The following is a 20,902-nucleotide window of genomic DNA, read 5'->3' on the forward strand; positions in this document are numbered from 1 at the left end:
CAATGGTTAGTCTGATCGCTAAGTTTTTCCCGCTTTCTGCAGCGCGCCCGACCCGCTAAATCTGGTGGCATGACCAGCCCCCGATTCATTCATCTGCGCGTCCATACCGAGTATTCCCTGCTCGAAGGCGCCGTGCCCGCCAAGAAACTCGTGAAGATGTGCGAGTCGGCGAAGATGCCCGCCGTCGCCGTGACCGACACGAACAACATGTTCGCGGCGCTCGAATTTTCCGTAACCGCGACGGGGGCGGGGCTGCAGCCGATCGTCGGCTGTCAGGTCTCGTTGGAGTTCGATCCGGCCAAGCCCGGCGAGCGTCCGCGCCTGCCCGCACCGATCGTTTTGCTGGCCCAGACCGAGCGCGGCTACGAGAACCTGATGAAGCTGAACTCGTGCCTCTATCTCGACAAGCACGGGGCGCTTATTCAGGTCACGCTGGAGGAGCTGGAGCGGTATTCCGAGGGGCTGATCTGTCTTTCGGGCGGCCCAGACGGCCCCGTCGGGCGGCTGATCCGGAATGGCGCGAAGGACCGCGCCAAGGCGCTGCTGCAACAGCTTGCCGGGATTTTCCCGAGCCGCCTCTATGTCGAATTGCAGCGCCACCCGGGCGAGGGCGGCACGCTGACCGAGGCCGAGATCGCGACCGAGCGGCCTTTCGTCGAATGGGCCTATGAGCTGGGTCTGCCGCTGGTCGCCACGAACGACGTCTATTTCCCGAAGCCCGCGATCTACGAGGCCCATGACGCGATGATCTGTATCGCGGAAGGCGCCTATGTCGATCAGATCGAGCCGCGCCGGCGTTTGACCCCGCAGCACTATTTCAAATCCGAAGGTGAGATGGTCGCGCTCTTCGCCGATCTGCCCGAAGCGGTGGAGAACACCGTCGAGATCGCGAAACGCTGCGCTTTCTCGACCTATAAGCGCGCGCCGATCCTGCCGAAATTCGCAGATGACGAGGTGGAGGAACTGCGGCGTCAGGCATGGGACGGGTTGCGCAACCGTTTGGATGTGATCCCGCATGCAGCCCCGGTCGAAGATTACGAGAAACGTCTGCAATTCGAGCTCGACATCATCGAGCAGATGGGTTTCCCGGGCTACTTCCTGATCGTTGCCGATTTCATCAAATGGGCCAAGGATCACGACATTCCGGTCGGGCCGGGGCGGGGCTCCGGTGCGGGTTCACTCGTCGCTTACGCACTGACCATCACCGACCTTGATCCGCTGCGCTATTCGCTGCTGTTCGAACGCTTCCTCAACCCCGAACGTGTCTCGATGCCGGACTTCGACATCGACTTCTGCATGGATCGCCGCGAGGAGGTGATCCAATATGTTCAGAATAAATACGGGCGCGAGAAGGTGGGCCAGATCATCACCTTCGGCGCGCTTCTGTCCAAGGCCGCCGTGCGCGACGTAGGCCGGGTCTTGCAGATGTCCTACGGACAGGTCGACAAGCTCTCTAAGCTGATCCCGGTCGAGGGCGTGAAGCCCGTCAGCATCGAGAAGGCGCTGGCCGACGAGCCGCGCCTGCGCGAGGCGGCTCGCAACGAGGAGGTCGTGGCACGGCTTCTCGACTACGCGAAGGCGATCGAAGGGCTGCTTCGGAACGCTTCGACCCACGCGGCGGGCGTCGTGATCGGCGACCGTCCGATCGACGAGTTGGTGCCGCTCTATCAGGATCCGCGCTCGGACATGCCCGCGACCCAGTTCAACATGAAATGGGTCGAGCAGGCGGGGCTGGTGAAGTTCGACTTCCTCGGCCTGAAGACGCTGACCGTGATCCGCTCCGCGATGGAGTTGATCTTCAAATCGGGCCGTCCGCTGCATGTCGATGCCGCGGGCAACCAGCTCTACGAGCCGGCCGATGGCGCGGAGAACCATATCAACGCGATCCCGCTGGACGATGAGAAGACCTACAAGCTCTACGCCGATGCGAAGACGGTCGCCGTGTTCCAGGTGGAATCGGAAGGCATGAAATCGGCCCTGCGCCAGATGAAGCCTACCTGTATCGAGGACATCGTCGCACTGGTGGCGCTCTATCGTCCGGGTCCGATGGAGAATATCCCGACCTATTGCGAGGTGAAGAACGGGCTCAAGAAGATCACCTCGGTCCACCCGACCATCGACCATATCCTCGAAGAGACCCAAGGCATCATCGTCTATCAGGAGCAGGTGATGCAGATCGCGCAGGTCATGGGGGGCTACTCGCTTGGCGGCGCGGACCTTCTCCGCCGCGCGATGGGTAAGAAGATCAAGGAGGCGATGGACGCCGAGCGCCCGAAATTCGAGGCGGGCGCGGCCAAGAACGGGGTCGACAAGAAGAAGGCCTCGGAGGTGTTCGACCTTCTGGAGAAATTCGCCAACTACGGCTTCAACAAATCCCACGCGGCGGCCTATGCGGTGGTGTCCTATTACACCGGCTGGCTGAAGGCGAACCACGCGGTCGAGTTCATGGGCGGCGTGATGAATTGCGATATTCATCTGACCGACAAGCTCGCGATCTATGCCGACGAGGTGCAGAAGAAGCTCGGGATCGAGATCATTCCGCCTTGCGTGAACCGCTCGCTTTCGACCTTCGACGTGGTCGATCAGAAGCTGGTCTATGCGCTGGGCGCGCTGAAGAATGTCGGCGCGGACGCGATGCAGATGATCGTGACTGCGCGCGGCGACGAGCCGTTCAAGGACCTCTTCGATTTCGCCCGCCGCGTCGACATGAAGCGCGTCGGTAAACGCCCGCTGGAGATGCTTGCGCGGGCAGGGGCCTTCGATCTGCTCGATCCGAACCGCAAGCGCGTCTTCGAGTCGCTGGAATCGCTGATGGCGTGGTCGGGCGCGGTGATCGAGGCGCGCGAGTCGGCGCAGGTGTCGCTGTTCGGTGAGGCGGGCGACGATCTGCCGCCGCCGCGTCTGGCCGATACCGACGACTGGCTGCCGGGCGAACGTCTGGCCGAAGAACACAAGGCCATCGGCTTCTACCTCTCGGGCCACCCGATCGAGGATTACCTGCCCGCGCTCAAGCGCAAGAAGGTGCTGAGCTGGGAAGAGGTGCAGCAAAAAGCCGTGGGCGGTCCTTTCGTGACCAAGATCGCGGGCGAGGTCGCCTCGGTGCGCGAGAAGAAATCCGCCAAGGGCAACCGCTTCGCCTTCGTGGCACTCTCGGATGCGTCGGGGCCCTACGAGGTCGCCTTCTGGTCCGAGGCGCTGGAAGCCTGCCGCGATGTGCTGGAAACCGGCAACCTTCTGGTGCTGACCGTGAAGGTCGAGGTCGACGGCGAGTCGGTGCGTATGGTCGCCACTTCGGCCCAGACCGTGGAGAAGGCGACGGCGGATGCGGGCTCGTCGGGGCTTCTGGTGCATATCGACAACAATGACGCGGTCGCCTCTGTCGCGAGCCTCGTCGAGCGCGTCGCCCGCGAAGGGAAGGTGCATTCGCGCGGTCCGATCAGCTTCATGGTCTATGACAATGAGCGCGGCTGCCGCTACCAGATCACCGCGATGCCCGAGGCGCCGGTCAATGCTCAGGTGAAAGGCGCGTTGCGCTCTTTGCGCGGGGTGAGCGAGGTCGAAGAGGTCTGAGCCTCACAGGCTGCGCGCCACCCATGCCAGTCGCAGCGCGATCGCGGCGGCAAGGGCGGTGGCGAACTCGCCCCAGCGCAGCAGCGCCACGCCGCGCAGCAGATCGGGCTCGTTGATCCCGTCGCGCACCGCACCGGAGATCATGCCCATCTCCAGCCACGCCGCCGCGCCCAGCACGGCGGTTGCCAGAAAACTCATTGAGACCAAAATCATGGCCTGCCGATGGCTGCGCAGCCGCCAGATCAGCCCGCACATCAGCGGCACGGCGAAGAACACCTGCATCGCAAGGATGCCGCTGCCCTGCCACAGCTCGAACCGGTCGAGTGTCGAACGAAGGTCGATGCCCGGGGGCCAGATCAGCAAAGCGGTGTAGATGAGCGCTTGGGCACTCACGAAAACACCGTTCAGCCCCCAGAGCGCCGCGTCCATTACCAGTGCGGCGGTTTCTGGTCGGCCAGAGGGATCGCGCTGCCGCTGTCATATTCGCGCTCGGCCTCGCGCTCCATCAGCAGGCCCAGATGGCGCTCCAGCCGTTCGATCTGACGCGCCTGCGCGGCCGCGACATCGGACAGCTCGTCCACCGTTTGCGTCAGATAGGCGATCTGTTCTTCCGCCCGTTCCAGCCGTTCCTGCATCTGCCGTTCCTATTGCTTGCCGGGGCCAGCCCCTTGGGCTACACCCTCGCGCGAGATAAGATCAGGTGCAAGCCGATGGCGAAACAGAAAAAGCAGCCCCGTCCCAAAGCAGAGGCCCCGAAGGGCTTCCGCGATTATTTCGGGACGGAGGTGACCGAGCGGGCCGATATGCTGGCGAAGATCGCAGAGGTCTATCGCACGCATGGCTTCGAGGCGCTTGAAACTTCGGCCATTGAGACGGTCGAGGCATTGGGCAAATACCTCCCCGATGTGGACCGCCCGAACGCGGGCGTCTTCGCGTGGCAGGAGGAAGATGACGGCAAGTGGCTGGCGCTGCGCTACGACATGACGGCGCCGCTGGCGCGGGTCGCGGCGCAATATCGCAACGACCTGCCGACGCCCTATCGTCGCTTCACGATGGGCCCCGTCTGGCGCAACGAAAAGCCCGGTCCGGGTCGGTTCCGCCAGTTCTATCAATGCGATGCCGATACCGTGGGCGCGCCCTCCGTGGCGGCTGACGCCGAGATTTGCGGGATGCTTTCGGACGCGTTGGAGGCCGTCGGCATTCCGCGCGGCGATTACGTCGTGCGGGTGAACAACCGCAAGGTTCTGAACGGCGTGATGGAAGTCGCTGGCGTCCTGGATCCGGCCGACCCCACGAAGTTCGAAGAGGAACGCGGCATCGTCCTGCGCGCCATCGACAAGTTCGACAAGTTCGGCGAGGAGGGCGTGCGCCTTCTGATGGGCGAGGGGCGTCTGGACGACTCCGGCGACTTCACCAAGGGCGCGGGGCTGTCCGAGGCACAGGCCGATACGGTCATGGGCTTCATGGAGGCCAAGCGCGAAGACAACGCCGCCACCGTCGCGCGGCTGCGCGAGTTGGTCGAAGGCTCGGCGCTGGGTGCGGAAGGCGTGGACGAACTCGAGCAGATCGCCTCGCTTCTCGACGCGCAGGGCTACGGCCCCGACCGCATCGTGATCGACCCCTCGGTCGTGCGCGGTCTGGGCTATTACACCGGCCCGGTTTTCGAGGCCGAGCTGACCTTCGAGATCACCGACGAAAAGGGCCGCCCGCGCCAATTCGGCTCGGTCGCAGGCGGCGGGCGCTATGACGATCTGGTCAAGCGCTTCACCGGTCAGGTCGTTCCGGCCACCGGCGTCTCGATCGGCGTCGACCGCCTTCTCGCCGCGCTCCGCGCCAAGGGCCGCATCGGCGGCTCCGCGCAGGGCCCGGTCGTCGTGACCGTGATGGATCGCGACCGGATGGCCGAATACATGGCGCTGGCCTCCACGCTGCGCGGGGAAGGCATCCGCGCCGAGGTCTATCTGGGCAACCCGAAGAACTTCGGCAACCAGTTGAAATACGCCGATAAACGCGAAAGCCCGGTGGCGATCATCCAAGGCTCGGACGAGGCAGACCGCGGCGTCGTCCAGATCAAGGATCTGATCCTTGGCGCGAAGATCGCGCAGGACGCGACGGTTGAAGAATGGAAATCCCAACCGGCGCAATTCGAGGTTCCGACCGGGGAAATGGTCGCAAAAGTGCAAGAAATCCTTGCGCGCTACGAGGCCGAGTGATGGCGGACAAGGCGCAAGCGCGGGGACAGGCAGGCCGTCTGCTGGAGCAATTCCTCAAAGCGGGTGCGGTCGAGGTTACGCCTGACATCCTGCAACCCGCCGAGGCGCTTCTCGACCTTTACGGCGAGGATATCCGCGCCCGCGCCTATGTCACCGCCGACCCGCTGCGCGGCGAGATGATGCTGCGCCCGGATTTCACCGTGCCGGTCGTGCAGGAGCATATGGCCAATGGCGCCGAACCTGCGCGCTACGCTTACGCGGGCGAGGTGTTCCGCCGTCAGGATCATCGCGGCGCCGCGCGTGCCCATGAGTATTTTCAGGCCGGGTTCGAAATCTTCGACCGCGCCGATCCCGAAGCCGCAGATGCCGAGGTTTTCGCGCTGTTCGCGGGGCTTCTCGCCAAGCTGAACCTGTCCGCCACGATCGGCGATATGGGCCTGCTGCGCGCCGCCGTCGACGGGCTCGACACGCTGCCCGAGCGCAAAGCCGCGCTCGCCCGTCACATCTGGCGTCCCAAACGCTTCCAGCATCTGCTTGCGCGCTATTCGGGGCAGGTCGAGGTGCCGAAAGCCCGCGCCGATCTGCTGACCGGCCAGCGCTCCGGCGCGCCGTGGATCGGGCTGCGCTCGCGCGAGGAGATGGAGGCGCGGATCGCCACGCTCGCCGCCGACGCTGCCGCTGCGCCGATCCCGACCGATGCGGTTGCCGCGATGGGCAAACTGGCTGAGCTGCGCTGTGCTGCAGATCAGGCGCCTGCCGCCCTGCGCGCGCTCGGCATTGAAGCGATCGAACCGGCAATCGCGCGGCTCGAAAAGCGCCTCGATGCGCTCGCCACGCGCGGCATCGACCTCGCCGCGATCACCTTCGACGCGAGCCACGGGCGCTCGACGATGGAATATTACGACGGCTTCGTCTTCACCTTCACCGCAGCCGATCCGGCACTGCCGCCGGTCGCCTCCGGCGGGCGCTACGACGCGCTGACCCGGCAACTGGGGCAGGGGCGCGAAATCCCCGCCGTGGGCGGCGTGATCCGTGCAGGGTTGATGGCCGATCTGGAGGCGCAAGCATGAGCGAGGCCATGATCAAACTCGGTGTGCCCTCCAAGGGGCGTCTGATGGAGAAGACCTTCGACTGGTTTGCGCAAGCGGGTATCACGCTCAAGCGCACCGGGTCGGAGCGCGAATATGCGGGCGCGGTCGAAGGGGCCGAGGGCGTGCAGCTCGTGCTGCTCTCAGCCGGAGAAATCCCGCGCGAACTGGCGGCGGGGCGTATCCATCTGGGCGTCACCGGTTCCGATCTCGTGCGTGAGAAGCTCGCCGATTGGGAGAGCCAGGTCGCCGATCTCGCGCCGATGGGCTTCGGTCATGCCGATCTGATCATCGCGGTGCCGGCCTGCTGGTCGGATGTGGACAGCCTCGAAGACCTCGACGCCGCCGCCCACCGCTTCCGCGCCACCCACGGCTTCCGCCTTCGGATCGCCACGAAATACCACCGCCTCGTGCGCGAATTCCTGACCCGCGAGGGCGTGGCCGATTGGCAGCTCGTCGACAGCCAGGGCGCGACCGAGGGCACCATCGCGAACCTCACCGCCGAGGCCGTGGCCGATATCACCTCGAGCGGGGAGACGCTGCGCGCGAACCATCTGAAGATCCTCTCGGACGGGCTGATCCACCAATCTCAGGCGACGCTGTTTGCCTCGCGTGCCGCCGATTGGTCGGGGCAGGAAAGCCGCCTTGCGGGTCTCGCGCAGCAGCTCGGACTGCCCGCGCCAACGCTCTGATCTTCCTCTTGGTCGAAATATCCCACGGGGGGCCGGGGGTGTGAAACCCCCGGCCTGCGCCGCTCAATAGCCCCGCGACCGGTCCACGAGATAGAGGAACGGCTCGCCCGCTTCGCCCCGCCGGATATTCTCCGCGATGACCTCCGAGGCGGTCTCAGCGCGGCTCTCGGCGGCGATATGGGGCGTCACCGTCACGTGGGGATGCGCCCAATAGGGATGCTCGGGGGGCAGGGGCTCCACGCGGAAGACGTCGAGCGTCGCATGGCCGATCTGGCCGCGATCCAGCGCTGCGAGCAGCGCGTCGTCGTCGATCAGCGTGCCGCGGCCCGGATTGATGATCCGCGCACCTTTCGGCATCTGCGCCAGCGTGTCCGCGTTCAGAAGCTCGGTGGTCTCGGGCGTGTCGGGGAGGATCGAGACGAGGATCTCGGCGCGCGTCAGCGCTTCGCGCAGCCCATCGTCGCCGCACAAGCAGCTGATCCCGGCGATGTCCTTCTTCGTGCGGCTCCAGCCGGTGACCGCAAAGTCCAGACCTGCGAGTGCTTCCGCGCAGGCCTTGCCCAAAGCGCCCAAGCCCAGCATCACCACCGAGCGGTCCCGCGCAAGGGGCGGCACGCCGCCGTCATGGCGCCAGACACCGTCCTGCTGGGTCAGCGTCGCGTCGATCCCGAGGTGATAGCGCAGCACATGGCCGGTCACGTAATCGACCATGCCGCGTTCCAGTCCCGCATCCACCATCCGGCACAGCGGCTGGGTCAGGGTCTCGTTGCCGACCACGCGCTCCACCCCGGCCCAGAGATTCAGCACGGCCTTCACGCCGGTGAGGGCGGTGAAATCCTGTACCGGTCCCTGCGGAGAATAGACGACATAGTCGACCTGCGCGGGGTCGATCTCGTCCGGCTGGACGATCTGCGCCTCGACGCCAGTGGCCGCGATGGCCTCGGTCAGCGGGCGTTCGTAACGCGCCCAGTTCTCGGGCTTGTCGGCGAAAAGGACGCGGATCATCTTTGCCTCGGTCTATGGACATGGGCGCTTTGCACCAGCCCGAAGGCCGCGAGCAGGATCATCATGGCGGTGCCTCCGTAACTCACCAGCGGCAAGGGAACGCCCACGACAGGCATCAGCCCCATCACCATCGCCATGTTGATCGCGAAGAAGAAGAAGAACGTCCCGGCGACCCCGAAACTGAGCAGCGAGGCGAAGCGGTCCTTCGTTGCCATCGCGGTATAAAGCGCAAAGCCGATGATGCCGGTGTAAAGCATCAGGAGGGAGAAGGCGCCGACGAAGCCGAACTCCTCGGCGAGCGTGGTGAAGATGAAGTCCGTGTGCTTCTCGGGCAGGAAGTTCAGGCGACTTTGCGTGCCCTGCATGAAGCCGCGCCCCGACCAGCCGCCCGAGCCGAGCGCGATCTGCGCCTGCATGATGTTGTAGCCCGCACCAAGCGGGTCGGAACCCGGATCGAGGAAAGTGTCGATGCGCTTGTACTGGTAGTCGTGCAGCAGCTGATAGTCCGTGCCGCGGCTTTCCATCACGCCGAAGACAAGCCCGACGACCAGCGCGATCACGGTGCCGAAATACCAAAATGACACCCCGGCTGCGAACATCACGAAGGCCCCGCCCAGCACCAGCATCACCGCAGTGCCGAGGTCGGGCTGGGCCAGCACGAGGAAGGTGGGCGCGAGAATGATCACCGCAGGGATGAACACCCAGAGCGGGCGCGAGACCTTCTCGACCGGCAGCCAGTCGTAATAGGCGGCCAGCAGCATCACGAGGGTGATCTTCATCAACTCGGAGGGCTGAATGCGCAGCGGGCCGATCTCCAGCCAGCGCTGTGCGCCCATGCCGATCGCGCCGAAGAACTCCACCGCGACCAGCAGCAAAAGCGCCACGAAATAGGCCAGCGCCGAGACATTGCGCCAGAACCAGACCGGGATGAAGGCGACAGTGAACATGGCGATCATACCGAGCGCGAAGCGTTTCATCTGCGGCTCGGCCCAGGTATGGATATTCCCGCCTGCGACCGAGTAGAGCATCAGAAAGCCCGCGCAGGCCACCGCCGTCAGCAGGATCACCAGCGGCCAGTTCAGATAGAAGATCTTGCGCCATCCCGTCGGGACGGTCTTGAGATTGCTCTCGAGATAGCTCATGCGCGCGACCTCGATTGCGGCTTCTGCACGGTGTCGGGGTCGACCAGATCGAGCGTTTCGTTCAGCTCCTTGGCCTTCGCGCGGGCGAAGGACGGGTAGGCATCGTCCGGGGGCAGGCCGCCCGCCAGCGCGAACAGCAACACGTCGCGCGCGATCGGGGCGGCGGCCGTCGAGCCGCCCGAGCCGTGTTCGACCACGACCGAGACCGCGTAGCGCGGATTGTCGATGGGGGCGAAAGCCACGAAGAGCGCGTGGTCGCGCCGGTTCCAGGGAAGCTGCTCGTTGCGGATCACGCCGCGGGCACGTTCGGCCTTGGTGATGTTGCGGACCTGGGAGGTGCCGGTCTTGCCCGCCATCTTCCATTCCTTCATCGCGATGCGCGAGCCGCGCGCGGTGCCGCGCGAGGAGTTCACCACCGCGGTCATCCCCTTGCGCACGCTGTCGAGATAGACCTTCTCGACGCCCAGATCGTCGGTGACGCGGATCGGTTGCTCGACCCCGTCACGGGCGCGGATCAGACGCGGCTCGACCTTTTTCCCGCTGGCGATGCGCGCCGCCATGATCGCGAGATGCATCGGCGAGGCCAGCACATAGCCCTGACCGATCGCCGCGTTCGCGGTGTCGCCGATCAGCCAGTCCTTGCCGTAACGCTCCCGCTTCCACTCCTTGGTGGGGGCCACGCCCTCCTTCACCGCCGACATCGGCAGGTCGGGCCGGACGCCCACGCCCAGACGCTTGGCCATGTCGCTCATCTTGTCGATGCCAACGCGCTGCGACAGCTCGTAGTAATAGACGTCGCAGGACTGCTCCATGCTCTTGGTCATGTTCACATGGCCGTGCCCCGCGCCCTTCCAGCAGTGGAAGCGGCGGCCCGCGATCTCGACATAGCCGGGGCACCAGATGGTTTCCTCGGGCGTCACCAGCCCCGCCTCCAGCGCGGCGAGCGCGGTGACCATCTTGTAGGTCGAGCCCGGCGGGTAGAGGCCCTGCACGGTCTTGTCGGCCAGCGGGCGGTGATCGTCCTGCGTGAGGCGCTGATAATCGGCGACCGAAATCCCACGCACGAAAAGGTTGGGGTCGAAGCTCGGTGCGGAGGCGCAGGCGAGCACGTCGCCATTGGTCACATCCATCACCACGGTCGCGGCGGATTCTTCTTCCAACCGCTGCAGCGCATAGTTCTGCAGACGATAATCGAGCGTCAGCTGAAGGTTCTCGCCGGGCTGGCCGGGTTCGCGCGACAGCTCTCGCATCTCGCGCCCGGCGGAGTTCACCTCGACACGCCGCTGACCGGCCGCGCCGCGCAGCACGCTTTCCTCTTTGGCCTCGATCCCGGTTTTCCCCAGCTGGAATTTCGGGATTAGCAGCAGCGGATCGGGGTCTTCCATCTTGCTCAGATCGTAATCCGAGACCGGGCCGACATAGCCGATCACATGGCCGAAATCCTCGCGGCGCGGATAGAGACGCGACAGGCCGACATCGGGGCTGACACCGGGCAGCGAGGGGCCGTTCACCGCGACGCGCGAGAACTCGTCCCATGTCAGGCGGTCGGCCACCGTGACCGGCGTCGTCGGCGGGCGGCGGCGGATATCGTGCAGGATGTCTTTCGTATCGCCATCGGTGATCGGGATCAGACGGCGCAACGCGGCCAGCGTCGCATCGACGTCATCGGTATCCTCGCGGGTGATGGTCACACGGTAATTCTGCTCGTTGCCCGCAAGCATGACCCCGTTGCGATCGAAGATCAGACCGCGCGCTGGCGGGATCAACCGGATCTTCACCGAGTTGCCCTCGGCCAGCAGCCGGTATTGCTTGGCGTCTTCTAGCTGCATCTTGCGCATCCGCGCTGCCAGCACGGCTACCACCGCCGCCTGCGCGCCGCCCAAGAGCAAGCCGCGTCGCGTGATGCGGCGGGTGCTGACTTCGGTCTCTTTCGGGGATCGTCTCATTCTGGGCCCCCTCACATTCGATGTCCGTAGGCGTCGACCTCGCCCGGTGCCGCGCGGCGCAGGCCGAAGGCCACCCGCGACACCAGCACCACCACCGGATAGGCGGCCAGCGTCACCAGCATCTGGAACAGCTCCAGCCCGAGGCTCGGCTGATCGACCATAGTGACCAGCAGGACGATGCGCTTCACTGCCACCATAGCGATCAGCAGCCCCGCAACCAATGCCCATTCCAGCGCGAAGGGCAGATCGCGCAGGCTTTGCTCGCGGCGGCGCAGGAATTCGGTCGCGCCGAGGACGATCAGCGCCCAGAGGCCGATGGGCCGCCAGAACATGATGTCTTCAAGCAGGAAAACCAGAACGATCAGCAGCGCCGGGGCGTATTCGGGGCGCCGCAGCACCCAGGCCAGCGTCAGGGCCAAGGTCAGGTCGGGGCCGGGCAGGCCGCCCGGCGAATGGTCGACCGGCATCAGGCGCACGAAGATCAGCACGAGGCCAATCACGACGAAGAGCGTCCGGTAGCTGAGGCGGCGGCGGGTGATGGGGTCGATCATTGGCTGCCCCCGTTGCCGTCCTCCGACCCGTCATCGGGTTCGAGCGCGCCCTCGGCGGCCTCCGAGCGCGCCTTCTCGGCGGCTTCCTGTTCGATGACCTTCGGGTCGGGCGCGATCAGCCCGCCTGCATTCTCGATCCGCTCGGCCGGGTGCGAGCGCAGCACGCGCAGGAAATCGAGCCGCTCGTAATCGGCCGCGAGGCGCACGCGCAGCCGCTTGTCGCGGCCCTGGAAGACCTGACCGACCAGCAGCCCCGCCGGGAAGACCCCGCCATCGCCCGAGGAGATCACGCGGTCGCCCGGGCGCACGCGGTCGGGATGTTCGAGGAAATCCACGAACGGGTAGGGGGAGTTGTCGCCCGCGAGGATCGCGTTCTGCCCCGAGGCCGGGATCGAGACCGGGATGCGGCTCGAGGCGTCGGTCAGCAGCAGCACCCGCGAAGTCGAGGAGCCCACGCCCGAAATCCGGCCCACAAGGCCCAGCCCGTCCATCGTGGCCCAGCCATCGACGATACCGTCGCGCTTGCCGACATTCAGCAGCACCGATTTGCGGAAGGGCGAGCCGCTATCGGCGAGCACGCGCCCCGACACGGAGGTCAGCTTCGGATCGAGCCGCACCTTGTTCTGCGCCAGAAGTTTCGCGTTTTGCTGTTCCAGCTGAACGGCGGCTTCTTTCCACGCCTTCATCTGCTGCAGCTCGCGGCGCAACTCCTGGTTCTGCTCGTAGATGCGGGAATAGGATTGGAAGCCCTCGACCATGTCGGTCAGTTTCGTGACCGGCGCCATCGCCCAATCGAAGCTGGGCACGAAGCGATCCACGAGGGCAGAGCGGAACCGCTCCATCCGCGGGCTGTCGATGCGCCAGACGAGGAAGAGCGCGAGCAACACGACGACAAGAACCGCAACGCCCAGTCGGCGCAGCGGTCCGATATAGTCTTGGTCGTCGCGATTTCTGGCCAAATCCGTCTCCGGTCAGATCACTGGCCGGGCGTGGTGCGATCCCGGCCCCGTCTCAGCTGTCGTAATCAATGACGTGGCGAAGCTGCTTTTCATATTCAAGCGCCTTGCCGGTGCCGAGGGCAACACAGTTGAGCGACTGATCGGCGATCGAGATCGAGAGGCCCGTCTGCTCGCGCAGGGCCAGATCCAGCTCGCCCAGCAGCGCACCGCCACCGGTCAGCATCACGCCACGGTCGACGATGTCGGCGGCGAGGTCGGGCGGGGTGGTCTCCAGCGCCTGCATCACCGCGTCACAGATCGACTGGACGGGCTCGGACAGCGCCTCGGCGACCTGCGCCTGCGTGATTTCGGTTTCTTTCGGCACGCCGTTCAGCAGGTCGCGACCGCGCACGTGGAGCGACATGCCGCGCCCGTCATCGGGCATCCGCGCGGTGCCGATCGTGGTCTTGATCCGCTCCGCGGTGGATTCGCCCACGAGAAGGTTCTGGTTGCGGCGCAGGTAGGAGATGATCGCCTCGTCCATGCGGTCGCCGCCCACGCGCACCGAGCGCGCATAGACGATGTCGCCCAGCGAGAGGACGGCCACCTCGGTCGTGCCGCCGCCGATATCGACCACCATCGAGCCCGTGGGGTCGGTGATCGGCATGCCGGCACCGATGGCCGCTGCGATCGGTTCTGCGATCAGGCCGGCGCGGCGCGCACCTGCCGAGAGAACCGACTGACGGATCGCGCGCTTCTCCACCGGGGTCGCGCCATGCGGGACGCAGACGATGATCTTCGGCTTCGAGAAGGTCGAGCGCTTGTGCACCTTGCGGATGAAATGCTTGATCATTTCCTCGGCGCTGTCGAAATCCGCAATGACGCCATCGCGCATCGGGCGGATCGCTTCGATCGAGCCGGGGGTCCGGCCGAGCATCAGCTTGGCGTCTTCACCGACCGCCAGCACCTGCTTTTTGCCGTCCTTGACGTGATAGGCGACCACCGAGGGTTCGTTCAGCACGATCCCCTTGCCTTTGACATAGACCAGCGTGTTCGCCGTCCCGAGGTCGATCGCCATGTCCGAGGAGAAGATCCCACCAACCATATTACGCCTGTCCCATCCCAAATTTCTTAGAAACACCGCGACTCGCGCCAAGCCACGGCCCGCGCCTCGTATAGTCAAAGCGGCCCTTACGGGGAAGCGGATTTGCGCCACAGGCAAGCCCCCCCTGCGGTTATCCGCTGAGGCTAGGCCAAGGGATTGACCTTTTTCAACATTTTGGGCGGATTTCGCCCGGAAAAATTGCTTGAAATTACAGATATGCGATACGTCACGAAATCGTGCTGAAATCGGGGAATTCGCGGGGGCTGGATTGAAAACGGGCAGCCCTTCGCGGGCTGCCCGAAAGCTGTGCAATTTGTGGTCGGCTCAGAGCTTGTAGCTCACCGTTTTCACATCCGCGTCGGGCGCGGTTTTCTGGCTGCGGAAGCGCAGGCGGTTGAGCGCGCCGACATAGGCCTTCACGCTGGCGAGGATCGTGTCGGTGTCCGACGCCGCCCCCGTGCCGATCCGCCCGTCTTCTTCGAGGCGGACCGAAACGGTCGCCTGCGCGTCGGTGCCTTCGGTCACGGCATGCACCTGATAGAGCTTCAGCTTCGCTTGCGTCGGGTAGATTTCCTTGACGCAGTTGAAGACCGCATCGACCGGGCCGTCGCCTTGGCACTTGCTGGATTTCTCCTCGCCGTCGACGAGCATCTTCAGCTCGGCTTCCTGCCCGTCCGAACCGCAGACGACGCGCAGCCATTTCACCTGCAGGTAGTCATCGGCCGTGTTCGCGGCGCTGTCGGTCATCAGCGCGATCAGGTCCTCGTCGTAGATTTCCTTCTTGCGGTCGGCCAGCGCCTTGAAGCGAACGAAGACGTCCTTGAGCTGGTTGTCGCCCAGCTCGTAGCCCAGATCCTTGAGCTTCGCGCGCAGCGCGGCGCGGCCCGAGTGTTTGCCCATCGCGATATTCGCCTCGTTGAGGCCGATATCGGCGGGCTTCATGATCTCGAAGGTCTCGACATTCTTCAGCACGCCATCCTGGTGGATGCCGCTTTCGTGCAGGAAGGCGTTCTTGCCGACGATCGCCTTGTTGAACTGCACCGGGAAGCCCGAAACCTGCGCCACGCGGCGCGAGATGTTCATGATCTTCGTCGTGTCGATATGGGTCTGGTAGGGCATGATGTCCTGACGGACCTTCATCGCCATCACGACCTCTTCGAGCGCGGTGTTGCCCGCGCGCTCGCCCAGACCGTTTATCGTGCATTCGATCTGACGCGCACCGGCATCGACCGCGGCCAGCGCGTTCGCCGTCGCCATGCCCAGATCGTTGTGGCAGTGGGTCGCGAAGATGATCTCGTCGGCGCCCGGCACACGCTCGAGCAGCATCCGGATCAGATCGGCGGATTCGGTCGGCGCGGTATAGCCTACCGTGTCGGGGATGTTGATCGTGGTTGCACCCGCCTTGATCGCGATCTCGACGACGCGGCAGAGGTAGTCATGCTCGGTCCGGGTCGCGTCCATCGGCGACCACTGCACGTTGTCGCACAGGTTGCGCGCGTGGCTGACGGTCTCGTGGATGACGTCGGCCATCTCGTCCATCGTCAGGTTCGGGATCGCGCGGTGCAGCGGCGAAGTGCCGATGAAGGTGTGGATGCGCGGCGATTTCGCGTGCTGCACGGCCTCCCAGCAGCGGTCGATATCGGGCAGCTTGGCGCGGGCGAGCCCGCAAATGGTCGAGAACTTGGCGCGTTTCGCTATATCGCTGACGGCTTCGAAATCGCCCTCGGAGGCGATGGGGAAGCCGGCTTCGATGATGTCGACGCCCATTTCGTCGAGCAGATCGGCGATCTCGAGCTTCTCGTCATGGGTCATCGTCGCGCCCGGCGATTGCTCGCCATCACGCAGGGTCGTGTCGAAAATCAGAACGCGGTTTTTGTCGATCATGGTCTGGGCCATCTGCTAGTCTCTTTCGTCTTGGCTCTTAGCGTTACTTGGTCCCGAAGGCCAGCATTGCGCGGTGGCTTTCGGAAGTTGTCCGGGCGCTGGTTACCCCTGAGCGTTCGCGCCCGAAGGCACGCTCAGAGGCTGCTAAGAAGAAGGAGACCACGGGGCATCGCGCCTTGGGCGAGAGCCCCGGCTGCGGTGAGTTGAATATGCTTAACCCGTGTCATGGGGGGCACTATAGGCGCCAAGTGATAAATGAAAAGAAAAAAAGGAACCGCTCGCGGCGGGGGCGCGTAGCCTTTTGGCGCATATGACGGAGGACAAGGTGGCGGGTCAGGCAATCGTGATCGGAGATACGGGCGGGATCGGTTCGGCGATCCGGGCAGAGCTGGAAGCGCGCGGCTTCGCGGTGAAGGGGTTGTCGCGGTCGCGCGATGGATTCGTTGTGACGGATGAGCGTTCGGTCGAGGCGGGGCTGCGCGGGATCGACGGGTCGGTAGATCTGATCTTCGTGGCCTCCGGCGCGCTTGGCACGCCAGAAAAGGCGCTGTCGCAGCTCACGCCCGACGAATTGCAGAACCAGTTCGCCGTGAATGCGATGGGCCCGGCGCTGGTGCTGAAACATGCGGCCCGCCTATTGCCCCGCGATAAGCCTGCGCGGTTTGCGGCGCTCTCGGCGCGGGTCGGCTCGATCGGGGATAACGGCTTGGGCGGCTGGTATAGCTATCGGACCTCGAAAGCGGCACTGAACCAGCTGCTGCACGGCGCGGCGATCGAACTGGGGCGCTCTCACAAGCAGCTCGTGGTCGCGGCGCTGCATCCCGGCACGGTCGACACCCCCTTTACCGCCGATTACCCGCGCGACAAGCTCGCCCCGGAAGACGCGGCGCGCCGGTTGTTGGATGTACTGGACGGGCTGACGCCCGCGCAATCGGGCGGCTTTTACGATTACGCAGGCAAGGAGATCCCATGGTAACCCGAAACGCCATCGTCACCGGCTCCGCGCGCGGGATCGGCCGCGCGATCACCGAGGCGCTGCTGGATCGCGGCTGGCAGGTCGCGGCGCTCGATCTGGATATCGACCCGCTGGAGGCGCGCGAAGGGTTGCAGGCGATCCGCTGCGATCTGGGGCGCGGAGACGATATTCGTGCGGCCGTCGCGGAGGCCGGGTTCGAGACGCTCGACCTGCTCGTGAACAATGGCGGGCCAGCCAATCCCGAATGCGGACCGCTGGAGGACCTGACGCTGGAGGCGTGGCACAGGTGGATTGACCCGCATCTGACGGGAACGTTCCTGATGACCCGCGATGCTTTGCCAGCCTTGCGCAAGGGGCAGGGGGCGGTGGTCAACATGGCCTCGACCCGCGCGCTGCAATCCGAGCCTGACACTTTCGCCTATGCGGCGGCGAAGGGCGGTGTCACCTCGCTGACCCACGCAATGGCGGTGAGCCTCGGGCCGGAGGTGCGGGTCAACGCGATTGCCCCCGGCTGGATCAATTCGAGCGGCGAGGCCTTGGGCGAAGAAGATCACGCGCAGCATCCGGTGGGCCGGGTGGGCGACCCGAAGGATATCGTCGAGGCCGTGCTCTACCTCGCGGATGCAGGCTTTGTGACGGGCCAGGTGTTGGTCGTCGATGGCGGCATGACCCGGAAGATGATCTATGACTAAGCTGATCGCGGTGCTGGGCGACCAGCTGAGCCATGATGGCGCAGCTTTGCGCTGCGGCGACAAGGATGCGGATGTGGTCGTGATGGCTGAGGTGCGCGAAGAAGCGACCTATACTGGCCATCACAAGCAGAAGCTCGCCCTGACCTTCGCCGCCATGCGCCGCTTCGCCGACGAGTTGGGGCGCGACGGCTGGCAGGTCCGCTATACGAAGCTTACCGATGACGACAACGCGGGCTCGCTGGTGGGTGAATTCGCGCGCCGCGCCGAGGAAGAGGGGGCCGAGGAGGTGGTGACGCTCGCGCCCGGCGAATGGCGGCTGCGTCACGCCTTCGAGAGCGCGCCGATCAAGATCCGGCAACTGCCTGACGACCGCTTCATCTGCTCCGAGAAACGCTTCGCCGACTGGGCCGAGGGGCGCAAGGAATTGCGGATGGAGTGGTTCTACCGCGAGATGCGCCGCGAGACGGGCCTTTTGATGGAGGGCGACGATCCGGCAGGTGGTGAGTGGAACTTCGACAAGGAGAACCGCAAGCCCGCCCAGCCCGACCTGTTCCGTGAGCCCGCGCCGACCTTCCGCAAGGATGCGCTGGTGCAGGAGGTGCTCGATATGGTCGAGGCGGAGTTCCCCGACAATTTCGGATCGCTCGACGAATTCAACTGGCCGGTCAGCCGCGCGCAGGCCGAACGCGCGCTGGAGCATTTCATCACTCATAACCTGCGCGATTTCGGCACCTATCAGGACGCGATGCTGGCTGAGGACCGGCTGCTGCACCACTCGATCCTGTCGTCGAGCATCAATCTCGGGCTGCTCTCTCCGCTGGAAGTCTGCAAGGCCGCGGAAGAAGCTTACAAGGCGGGCGATGCGCCGATCAATTCGGTGGAAGGGTTCATCCGGCAAATCCTCGGCTGGCGCGAATATATGCGGGGCATCTACTTCCTTGAGGGGCCCGATTACACCTCGCGCAATGCGCTGCACCACAAGCGCGACCTGCCGTGGTTCTACTGGTCGGGCGAGACCGACATGGCCTGCATGAAAGCCGCGATCGGGCAAACCCGCGATCTGGCCTATGCCCATCATATCCAGCGTCTGATGGTGACGGGCAATTTCGCGCTGCTGGCCGGGATCGACCCGCGCCAGGTGCAGGACTGGTATCTCGCCGTCTATATCGACGCCTATGAATGGGTGGAGGCGCCGAACACGGCGGGGATGAGCCAGTTCGCCGATGGCGGGGTGGTGGCCTCGAAGCCCTACATTTCCTCGGGCGCCTATATCGACAAGATGTCGGATTACTGCGCGGGCTGCGCCTATGACGTGAAGGCGAAGGACGGGGAGAAAGTGTGCCCGTTCAACAGCTTGTACTGGCATTTCCTCGACCGGCATCGCGACCGCTTCGAGGGCAATCCGCGCATGGGACTCGTCTATCGTAACTGGGACAAGCAGAAGAAAGAGACGCGCGACGCCAAGCTGAAGACCGCGGAGGCGGTGCTCGCGAAGCTCGACAAGGGCGAGGCGCTGTAGCGCGCCTGCCCAGCAAAGCGGATCAGTTCGCGGAAGGCTCTGTCGCCGCCGGTTCGTTCGCCGGGGCAGGCGGAGTCTCGGCGCTGGCATCGGGCGTGGGCTGCGTCGCAGGCGCGCTGGTATCCTGCAGCTTGTCGTTCGACCATTCGCCGCTTGCGACATTCCCGGAGGCATAGGTCATCGTGCCTTGCCCTTCGCGTTTGCCATTCGAGAAGCTGCCCACATAGGTGTCGCCATTGGCATAGGTCGCGCGGCCTTGCCCGTCGATCGCGCCGTTGCGCCACTCGCCCTCATAGGTGAAACCATCGGGCATGGTCAGCTTGCCGGTCCCGTCGCGCTGGCCGTTCTTGAAGGCGCCCTCATAGGTCGTGCCATCGGCATAGCGCGCGATGCCCTGGCCCTCGCGCTGCCCGTTCACCCAGTCGCCCTCGTAGCTGTAGCCGTCCGGGTAGGTCATCTTGCCCTTGCCGTCATTGCGCGCGTTCTTGAACTCACCCTCATAGACGAGCCCGTTCGCGTAGCGCGCGGTGCCGGTGCCCTGAATGACGCCATGCGCCCAGCCGCCCTCGTAGCTGGAGCCATCGGGATAGGTGATTTTGCCCTGACCGTCGGGCAGGTCGTTCTTGAAGCTGCCCTCATAGACCGAGCCGTCGGGGTACTGCACCTTGCCCTTACCCTCGATGCGGCCTTCCTTCCATTGGCCGGTATAGACATAGCCGTCCTTGCCGCGGAACGTGCCGGTGCCGTGGCGCTTGTCGAGCAGGAATTCCCCCTCGTAAGTATCGCCATTGGCATAGGTGACCTTGCCCGAGCCGTGGCGCTTGCCGTTGACCATCTGACCTTCGTAGACATCGCCATTGGGTTGGGTCAGCTTGCCGCGGCCGTTCATCTGGCCGGCTTTCCAGTCGCCGACATAGGTCAGCCCGTCCGCCATCGTCAGCGTGCCGGTGCCGTCGCGCTGGCCATGCGCCATCTGGCCCTCATAGGTGGAGCCGTCGGGATAGGTGATCTTGCCGTTGCCCTGCTTGACGCCGCCCAGCCAGTCGCCCTCGTAGCGATAGCCGTTCGCGCTCTCCAAGGTGCCCTTGCCGTCATGCATCGCGTTGCGGAACTGGCCCTGATAGACCGAGCCGTTCGCGTAATGCGCGGTGCCGGTGCCGGTGATCTGACCGTTGAGCCAGTCGCCCTCGTAGGTGCCGCCATCGGCGAAGGTGATCTTGCCCTTGCCGTTGGGTTTGCCGTGGTCGAACTCGCCCTCGTAGATCGAGCCGTTGGGGAAGCGCGCGCGGCCCTTGCCCTTGATCTCGCCCATCACCCATTGGCCTTCGTATTCGTAGCCCGAGGGCAGCTTGTAGCTGCCATAGCCGTCCTGCTTGCCATCGGTGAAGGTGCCCTCATAGAGGCCGCCGTCATCGTATTGCTTGGTGATGACCTCTTGCGCCGGCGCGATCTGCGCGGTCCAGCCGATCAGAACTGCCAATGTCGCGATGCGAAGCTGCGCGCCTGCCATGCGTGCCCCCTGATGGTGCTGCCTGTGCTCCGGTCTCGCGAGCGCGTGGATTCGCGCTCTGCCGTGCTTGG

General features: G+C 64.9%; 17 protein-coding genes. 7 read left to right on the top strand and 10 right to left on the bottom strand.

Annotated elements, in window-relative coordinates:
• The first annotated feature begins 69 nt into the window (after positions 1–69).
• Positions 70–3,570 carry a DNA polymerase III subunit alpha gene (dnaE, locus tag BMI89_RS04780; protein WP_078548215.1) on the top strand — a complete coding sequence of 1,167 codons (3,501 nt, stop codon included), beginning with the start codon at positions 70–72 and terminating at the stop codon, positions 3,568–3,570.
• A 3-nt stretch (positions 3,571–3,573) separates the two neighbouring features.
• Here dnaE and BMI89_RS04785 read toward each other — a convergent pair whose 3' ends face one another.
• Both BMI89_RS04785 and BMI89_RS04790 read right to left on the bottom strand, forming a co-directional pair.
• Complete coding sequence (locus BMI89_RS04785) at positions 3,574–3,999, bottom strand: hypothetical protein (RefSeq protein WP_078570031.1); 426 nt, start codon at positions 3,997–3,999, stop codon at positions 3,574–3,576.
• Positions 3,999–4,205, bottom strand: a complete 207-nt coding sequence (locus BMI89_RS04790; protein WP_078548211.1) for a SlyX family protein — start codon at positions 4,203–4,205, stop codon at positions 3,999–4,001. The genes BMI89_RS04785 and BMI89_RS04790 overlap by 1 nt, the downstream gene beginning before the upstream one ends.
• 75 nt (positions 4,206–4,280) lie before the next feature.
• Between BMI89_RS04790 and hisS the strand changes: the two genes are divergently transcribed.
• The 3 genes from hisS to hisG are packed head-to-tail and all read left to right on the top strand — an operon-like array spanning position 4,281 to position 7,563.
• A complete protein-coding gene (hisS, locus tag BMI89_RS04795) occupies positions 4,281–5,783 on the top strand; it encodes a histidine--tRNA ligase (RefSeq protein WP_078570032.1) in 1,503 nt (500 codons plus the stop codon).
• On the top strand, positions 5,783–6,853 hold the full coding sequence (locus BMI89_RS04800) for an ATP phosphoribosyltransferase regulatory subunit (RefSeq protein WP_078570033.1): 1,071 nt from the start codon (positions 5,783–5,785) through the stop codon (positions 6,851–6,853). Before hisS ends, BMI89_RS04800 begins: the two co-directional genes overlap by 1 nt.
• A complete protein-coding gene (hisG, locus tag BMI89_RS04805; protein WP_244176591.1) occupies positions 6,850–7,563 on the top strand; it encodes an ATP phosphoribosyltransferase in 714 nt (237 codons plus the stop codon). Before BMI89_RS04800 ends, hisG begins: the two co-directional genes overlap by 4 nt.
• 63 nt (positions 7,564–7,626) lie before the next feature.
• Here the strand turns inward: hisG and BMI89_RS04810 are convergent, their stop codons facing one another.
• From BMI89_RS04810 to BMI89_RS04840, 7 genes are all read right to left on the bottom strand, one after another.
• Entirely contained in the window at positions 7,627–8,568 is a 942-nt protein-coding gene (locus tag BMI89_RS04810; RefSeq protein WP_078570034.1) for a glyoxylate/hydroxypyruvate reductase A, read from the bottom strand.
• Positions 8,565–9,710 (bottom strand): rod shape-determining protein RodA, encoded by a 1,146-nt coding sequence (rodA, locus tag BMI89_RS04815; RefSeq protein ID WP_078570035.1) that lies wholly within the window; start codon positions 9,708–9,710, stop codon positions 8,565–8,567. Before rodA ends, BMI89_RS04810 begins: the two co-directional genes overlap by 4 nt.
• Positions 9,707–11,656, bottom strand: coding sequence for a penicillin-binding protein 2 (mrdA, locus tag BMI89_RS04820; protein ID WP_078570036.1), 1,950 nt, complete (start codon positions 11,654–11,656; stop codon positions 9,707–9,709). Before mrdA ends, rodA begins: the two co-directional genes overlap by 4 nt.
• 11 nt (positions 11,657–11,667) lie before the next feature.
• Complete coding sequence (locus BMI89_RS04825) at positions 11,668–12,207, bottom strand: rod shape-determining protein MreD (RefSeq protein ID WP_078520364.1); 540 nt, start codon at positions 12,205–12,207, stop codon at positions 11,668–11,670.
• The gene (gene mreC, locus BMI89_RS04830; RefSeq protein ID WP_078548201.1) at positions 12,204–13,166 is read right to left on the bottom strand and encodes a rod shape-determining protein MreC; all 963 of its coding nucleotides are present in this window, start codon (positions 13,164–13,166) and stop codon (positions 12,204–12,206) included. Before mreC ends, BMI89_RS04825 begins: the two co-directional genes overlap by 4 nt.
• A gap of 52 nt (positions 13,167–13,218) precedes the next feature.
• Positions 13,219–14,250 carry a rod shape-determining protein gene (locus BMI89_RS04835; protein WP_038064670.1) on the bottom strand — a complete coding sequence of 344 codons (1,032 nt, stop codon included), beginning with the start codon at positions 14,248–14,250 and terminating at the stop codon, positions 13,219–13,221.
• 324 nt (positions 14,251–14,574) lie between these two features.
• Positions 14,575–16,134: a 2-isopropylmalate synthase gene (locus BMI89_RS04840; RefSeq protein ID WP_078520589.1), complete on the bottom strand. Its 1,560-nt coding sequence runs from the start codon at positions 16,132–16,134 to the stop codon at positions 14,575–14,577.
• A gap of 310 nt (positions 16,135–16,444) precedes the next feature.
• Here BMI89_RS04840 and BMI89_RS04845 point away from each other — a divergent pair, with 310 nt between their 5' ends.
• The 3 genes from BMI89_RS04845 to BMI89_RS04855 are packed head-to-tail and all read left to right on the top strand — an operon-like array spanning position 16,445 to position 19,321.
• Positions 16,445–17,110, top strand: a complete 666-nt coding sequence (locus BMI89_RS04845) for an SDR family NAD(P)-dependent oxidoreductase (RefSeq protein WP_078570174.1) — start codon at positions 16,445–16,447, stop codon at positions 17,108–17,110.
• A complete protein-coding gene (locus BMI89_RS04850; protein ID WP_078570037.1) occupies positions 17,104–17,802 on the top strand; it encodes an SDR family oxidoreductase in 699 nt (232 codons plus the stop codon). Before BMI89_RS04845 ends, BMI89_RS04850 begins: the two co-directional genes overlap by 7 nt.
• Positions 17,795–19,321 carry a cryptochrome/photolyase family protein gene (locus tag BMI89_RS04855; RefSeq protein ID WP_078570038.1) on the top strand — a complete coding sequence of 509 codons (1,527 nt, stop codon included), beginning with the start codon at positions 17,795–17,797 and terminating at the stop codon, positions 19,319–19,321. Before BMI89_RS04850 ends, BMI89_RS04855 begins: the two co-directional genes overlap by 8 nt.
• Positions 19,322–19,343: 22 nt before the next feature.
• Here the strand turns inward: BMI89_RS04855 and BMI89_RS04860 are convergent, their stop codons facing one another.
• On the bottom strand, positions 19,344–20,831 hold the full coding sequence (locus BMI89_RS04860) for a 2-isopropylmalate synthase (protein ID WP_078570039.1): 1,488 nt from the start codon (positions 20,829–20,831) through the stop codon (positions 19,344–19,346).
• Between the last annotated feature and the right edge of the window lie 71 nt (positions 20,832–20,902).

This window comes from Thioclava sp. F36-7 (genome assembly GCF_002020075.1).
Classification (GTDB): Bacteria; Pseudomonadota; Alphaproteobacteria; order Rhodobacterales; family Rhodobacteraceae; genus Thioclava; species Thioclava sediminum.

Bases quoted from the DNA above. Each gene is read 5' to 3' on its own strand.
- BMI89_RS04835 (WP_038064670.1), bottom strand. From the start codon at position 14,250: ATGGTTGGTGGGATCTTCTCCTCGGACATGGCGATCGACCTCGGGACG.
- BMI89_RS04850 (WP_078570037.1), top strand. From the start codon at position 17,104: ATGGTAACCCGAAACGCCATCGTCACCGGCTCCGCGCGCGGGATCGGC.
- BMI89_RS04810 (WP_078570034.1), bottom strand. From the start codon at position 8,568: ATGATCCGCGTCCTTTTCGCCGACAAGCCCGAGAACTGGGCGCGTTAC.
- rodA (WP_078570035.1), bottom strand. From the start codon at position 9,710: ATGAGCTATCTCGAGAGCAATCTCAAGACCGTCCCGACGGGATGGCGC.
- BMI89_RS04840 (WP_078520589.1), bottom strand. From the start codon at position 16,134: ATGATCGACAAAAACCGCGTTCTGATTTTCGACACGACCCTGCGTGAT.
- hisS (WP_078570032.1), top strand. From the start codon at position 4,281: ATGGCGAAACAGAAAAAGCAGCCCCGTCCCAAAGCAGAGGCCCCGAAG.
- BMI89_RS04860 (WP_078570039.1), bottom strand. From the start codon at position 20,831: ATGGCAGGCGCGCAGCTTCGCATCGCGACATTGGCAGTTCTGATCGGC.
- BMI89_RS04855 (WP_078570038.1), top strand. From the start codon at position 17,795: ATGACTAAGCTGATCGCGGTGCTGGGCGACCAGCTGAGCCATGATGGC.
- BMI89_RS04785 (WP_078570031.1), bottom strand. From the start codon at position 3,999: ATGGACGCGGCGCTCTGGGGGCTGAACGGTGTTTTCGTGAGTGCCCAA.
- BMI89_RS04790 (WP_078548211.1), bottom strand. From the start codon at position 4,205: ATGCAGGAACGGCTGGAACGGGCGGAAGAACAGATCGCCTATCTGACG.
- BMI89_RS04800 (WP_078570033.1), top strand. From the start codon at position 5,783: ATGGCGGACAAGGCGCAAGCGCGGGGACAGGCAGGCCGTCTGCTGGAG.
- mrdA (WP_078570036.1), bottom strand. From the start codon at position 11,656: ATGAGACGATCCCCGAAAGAGACCGAAGTCAGCACCCGCCGCATCACG.
- hisG (WP_244176591.1), top strand. From the start codon at position 6,850: ATGAGCGAGGCCATGATCAAACTCGGTGTGCCCTCCAAGGGGCGTCTG.
- dnaE (WP_078548215.1), top strand. From the start codon at position 70: ATGACCAGCCCCCGATTCATTCATCTGCGCGTCCATACCGAGTATTCC.
- BMI89_RS04825 (WP_078520364.1), bottom strand. From the start codon at position 12,207: ATGATCGACCCCATCACCCGCCGCCGCCTCAGCTACCGGACGCTCTTC.
- BMI89_RS04845 (WP_078570174.1), top strand. From the start codon at position 16,445: ATGACGGAGGACAAGGTGGCGGGTCAGGCAATCGTGATCGGAGATACG.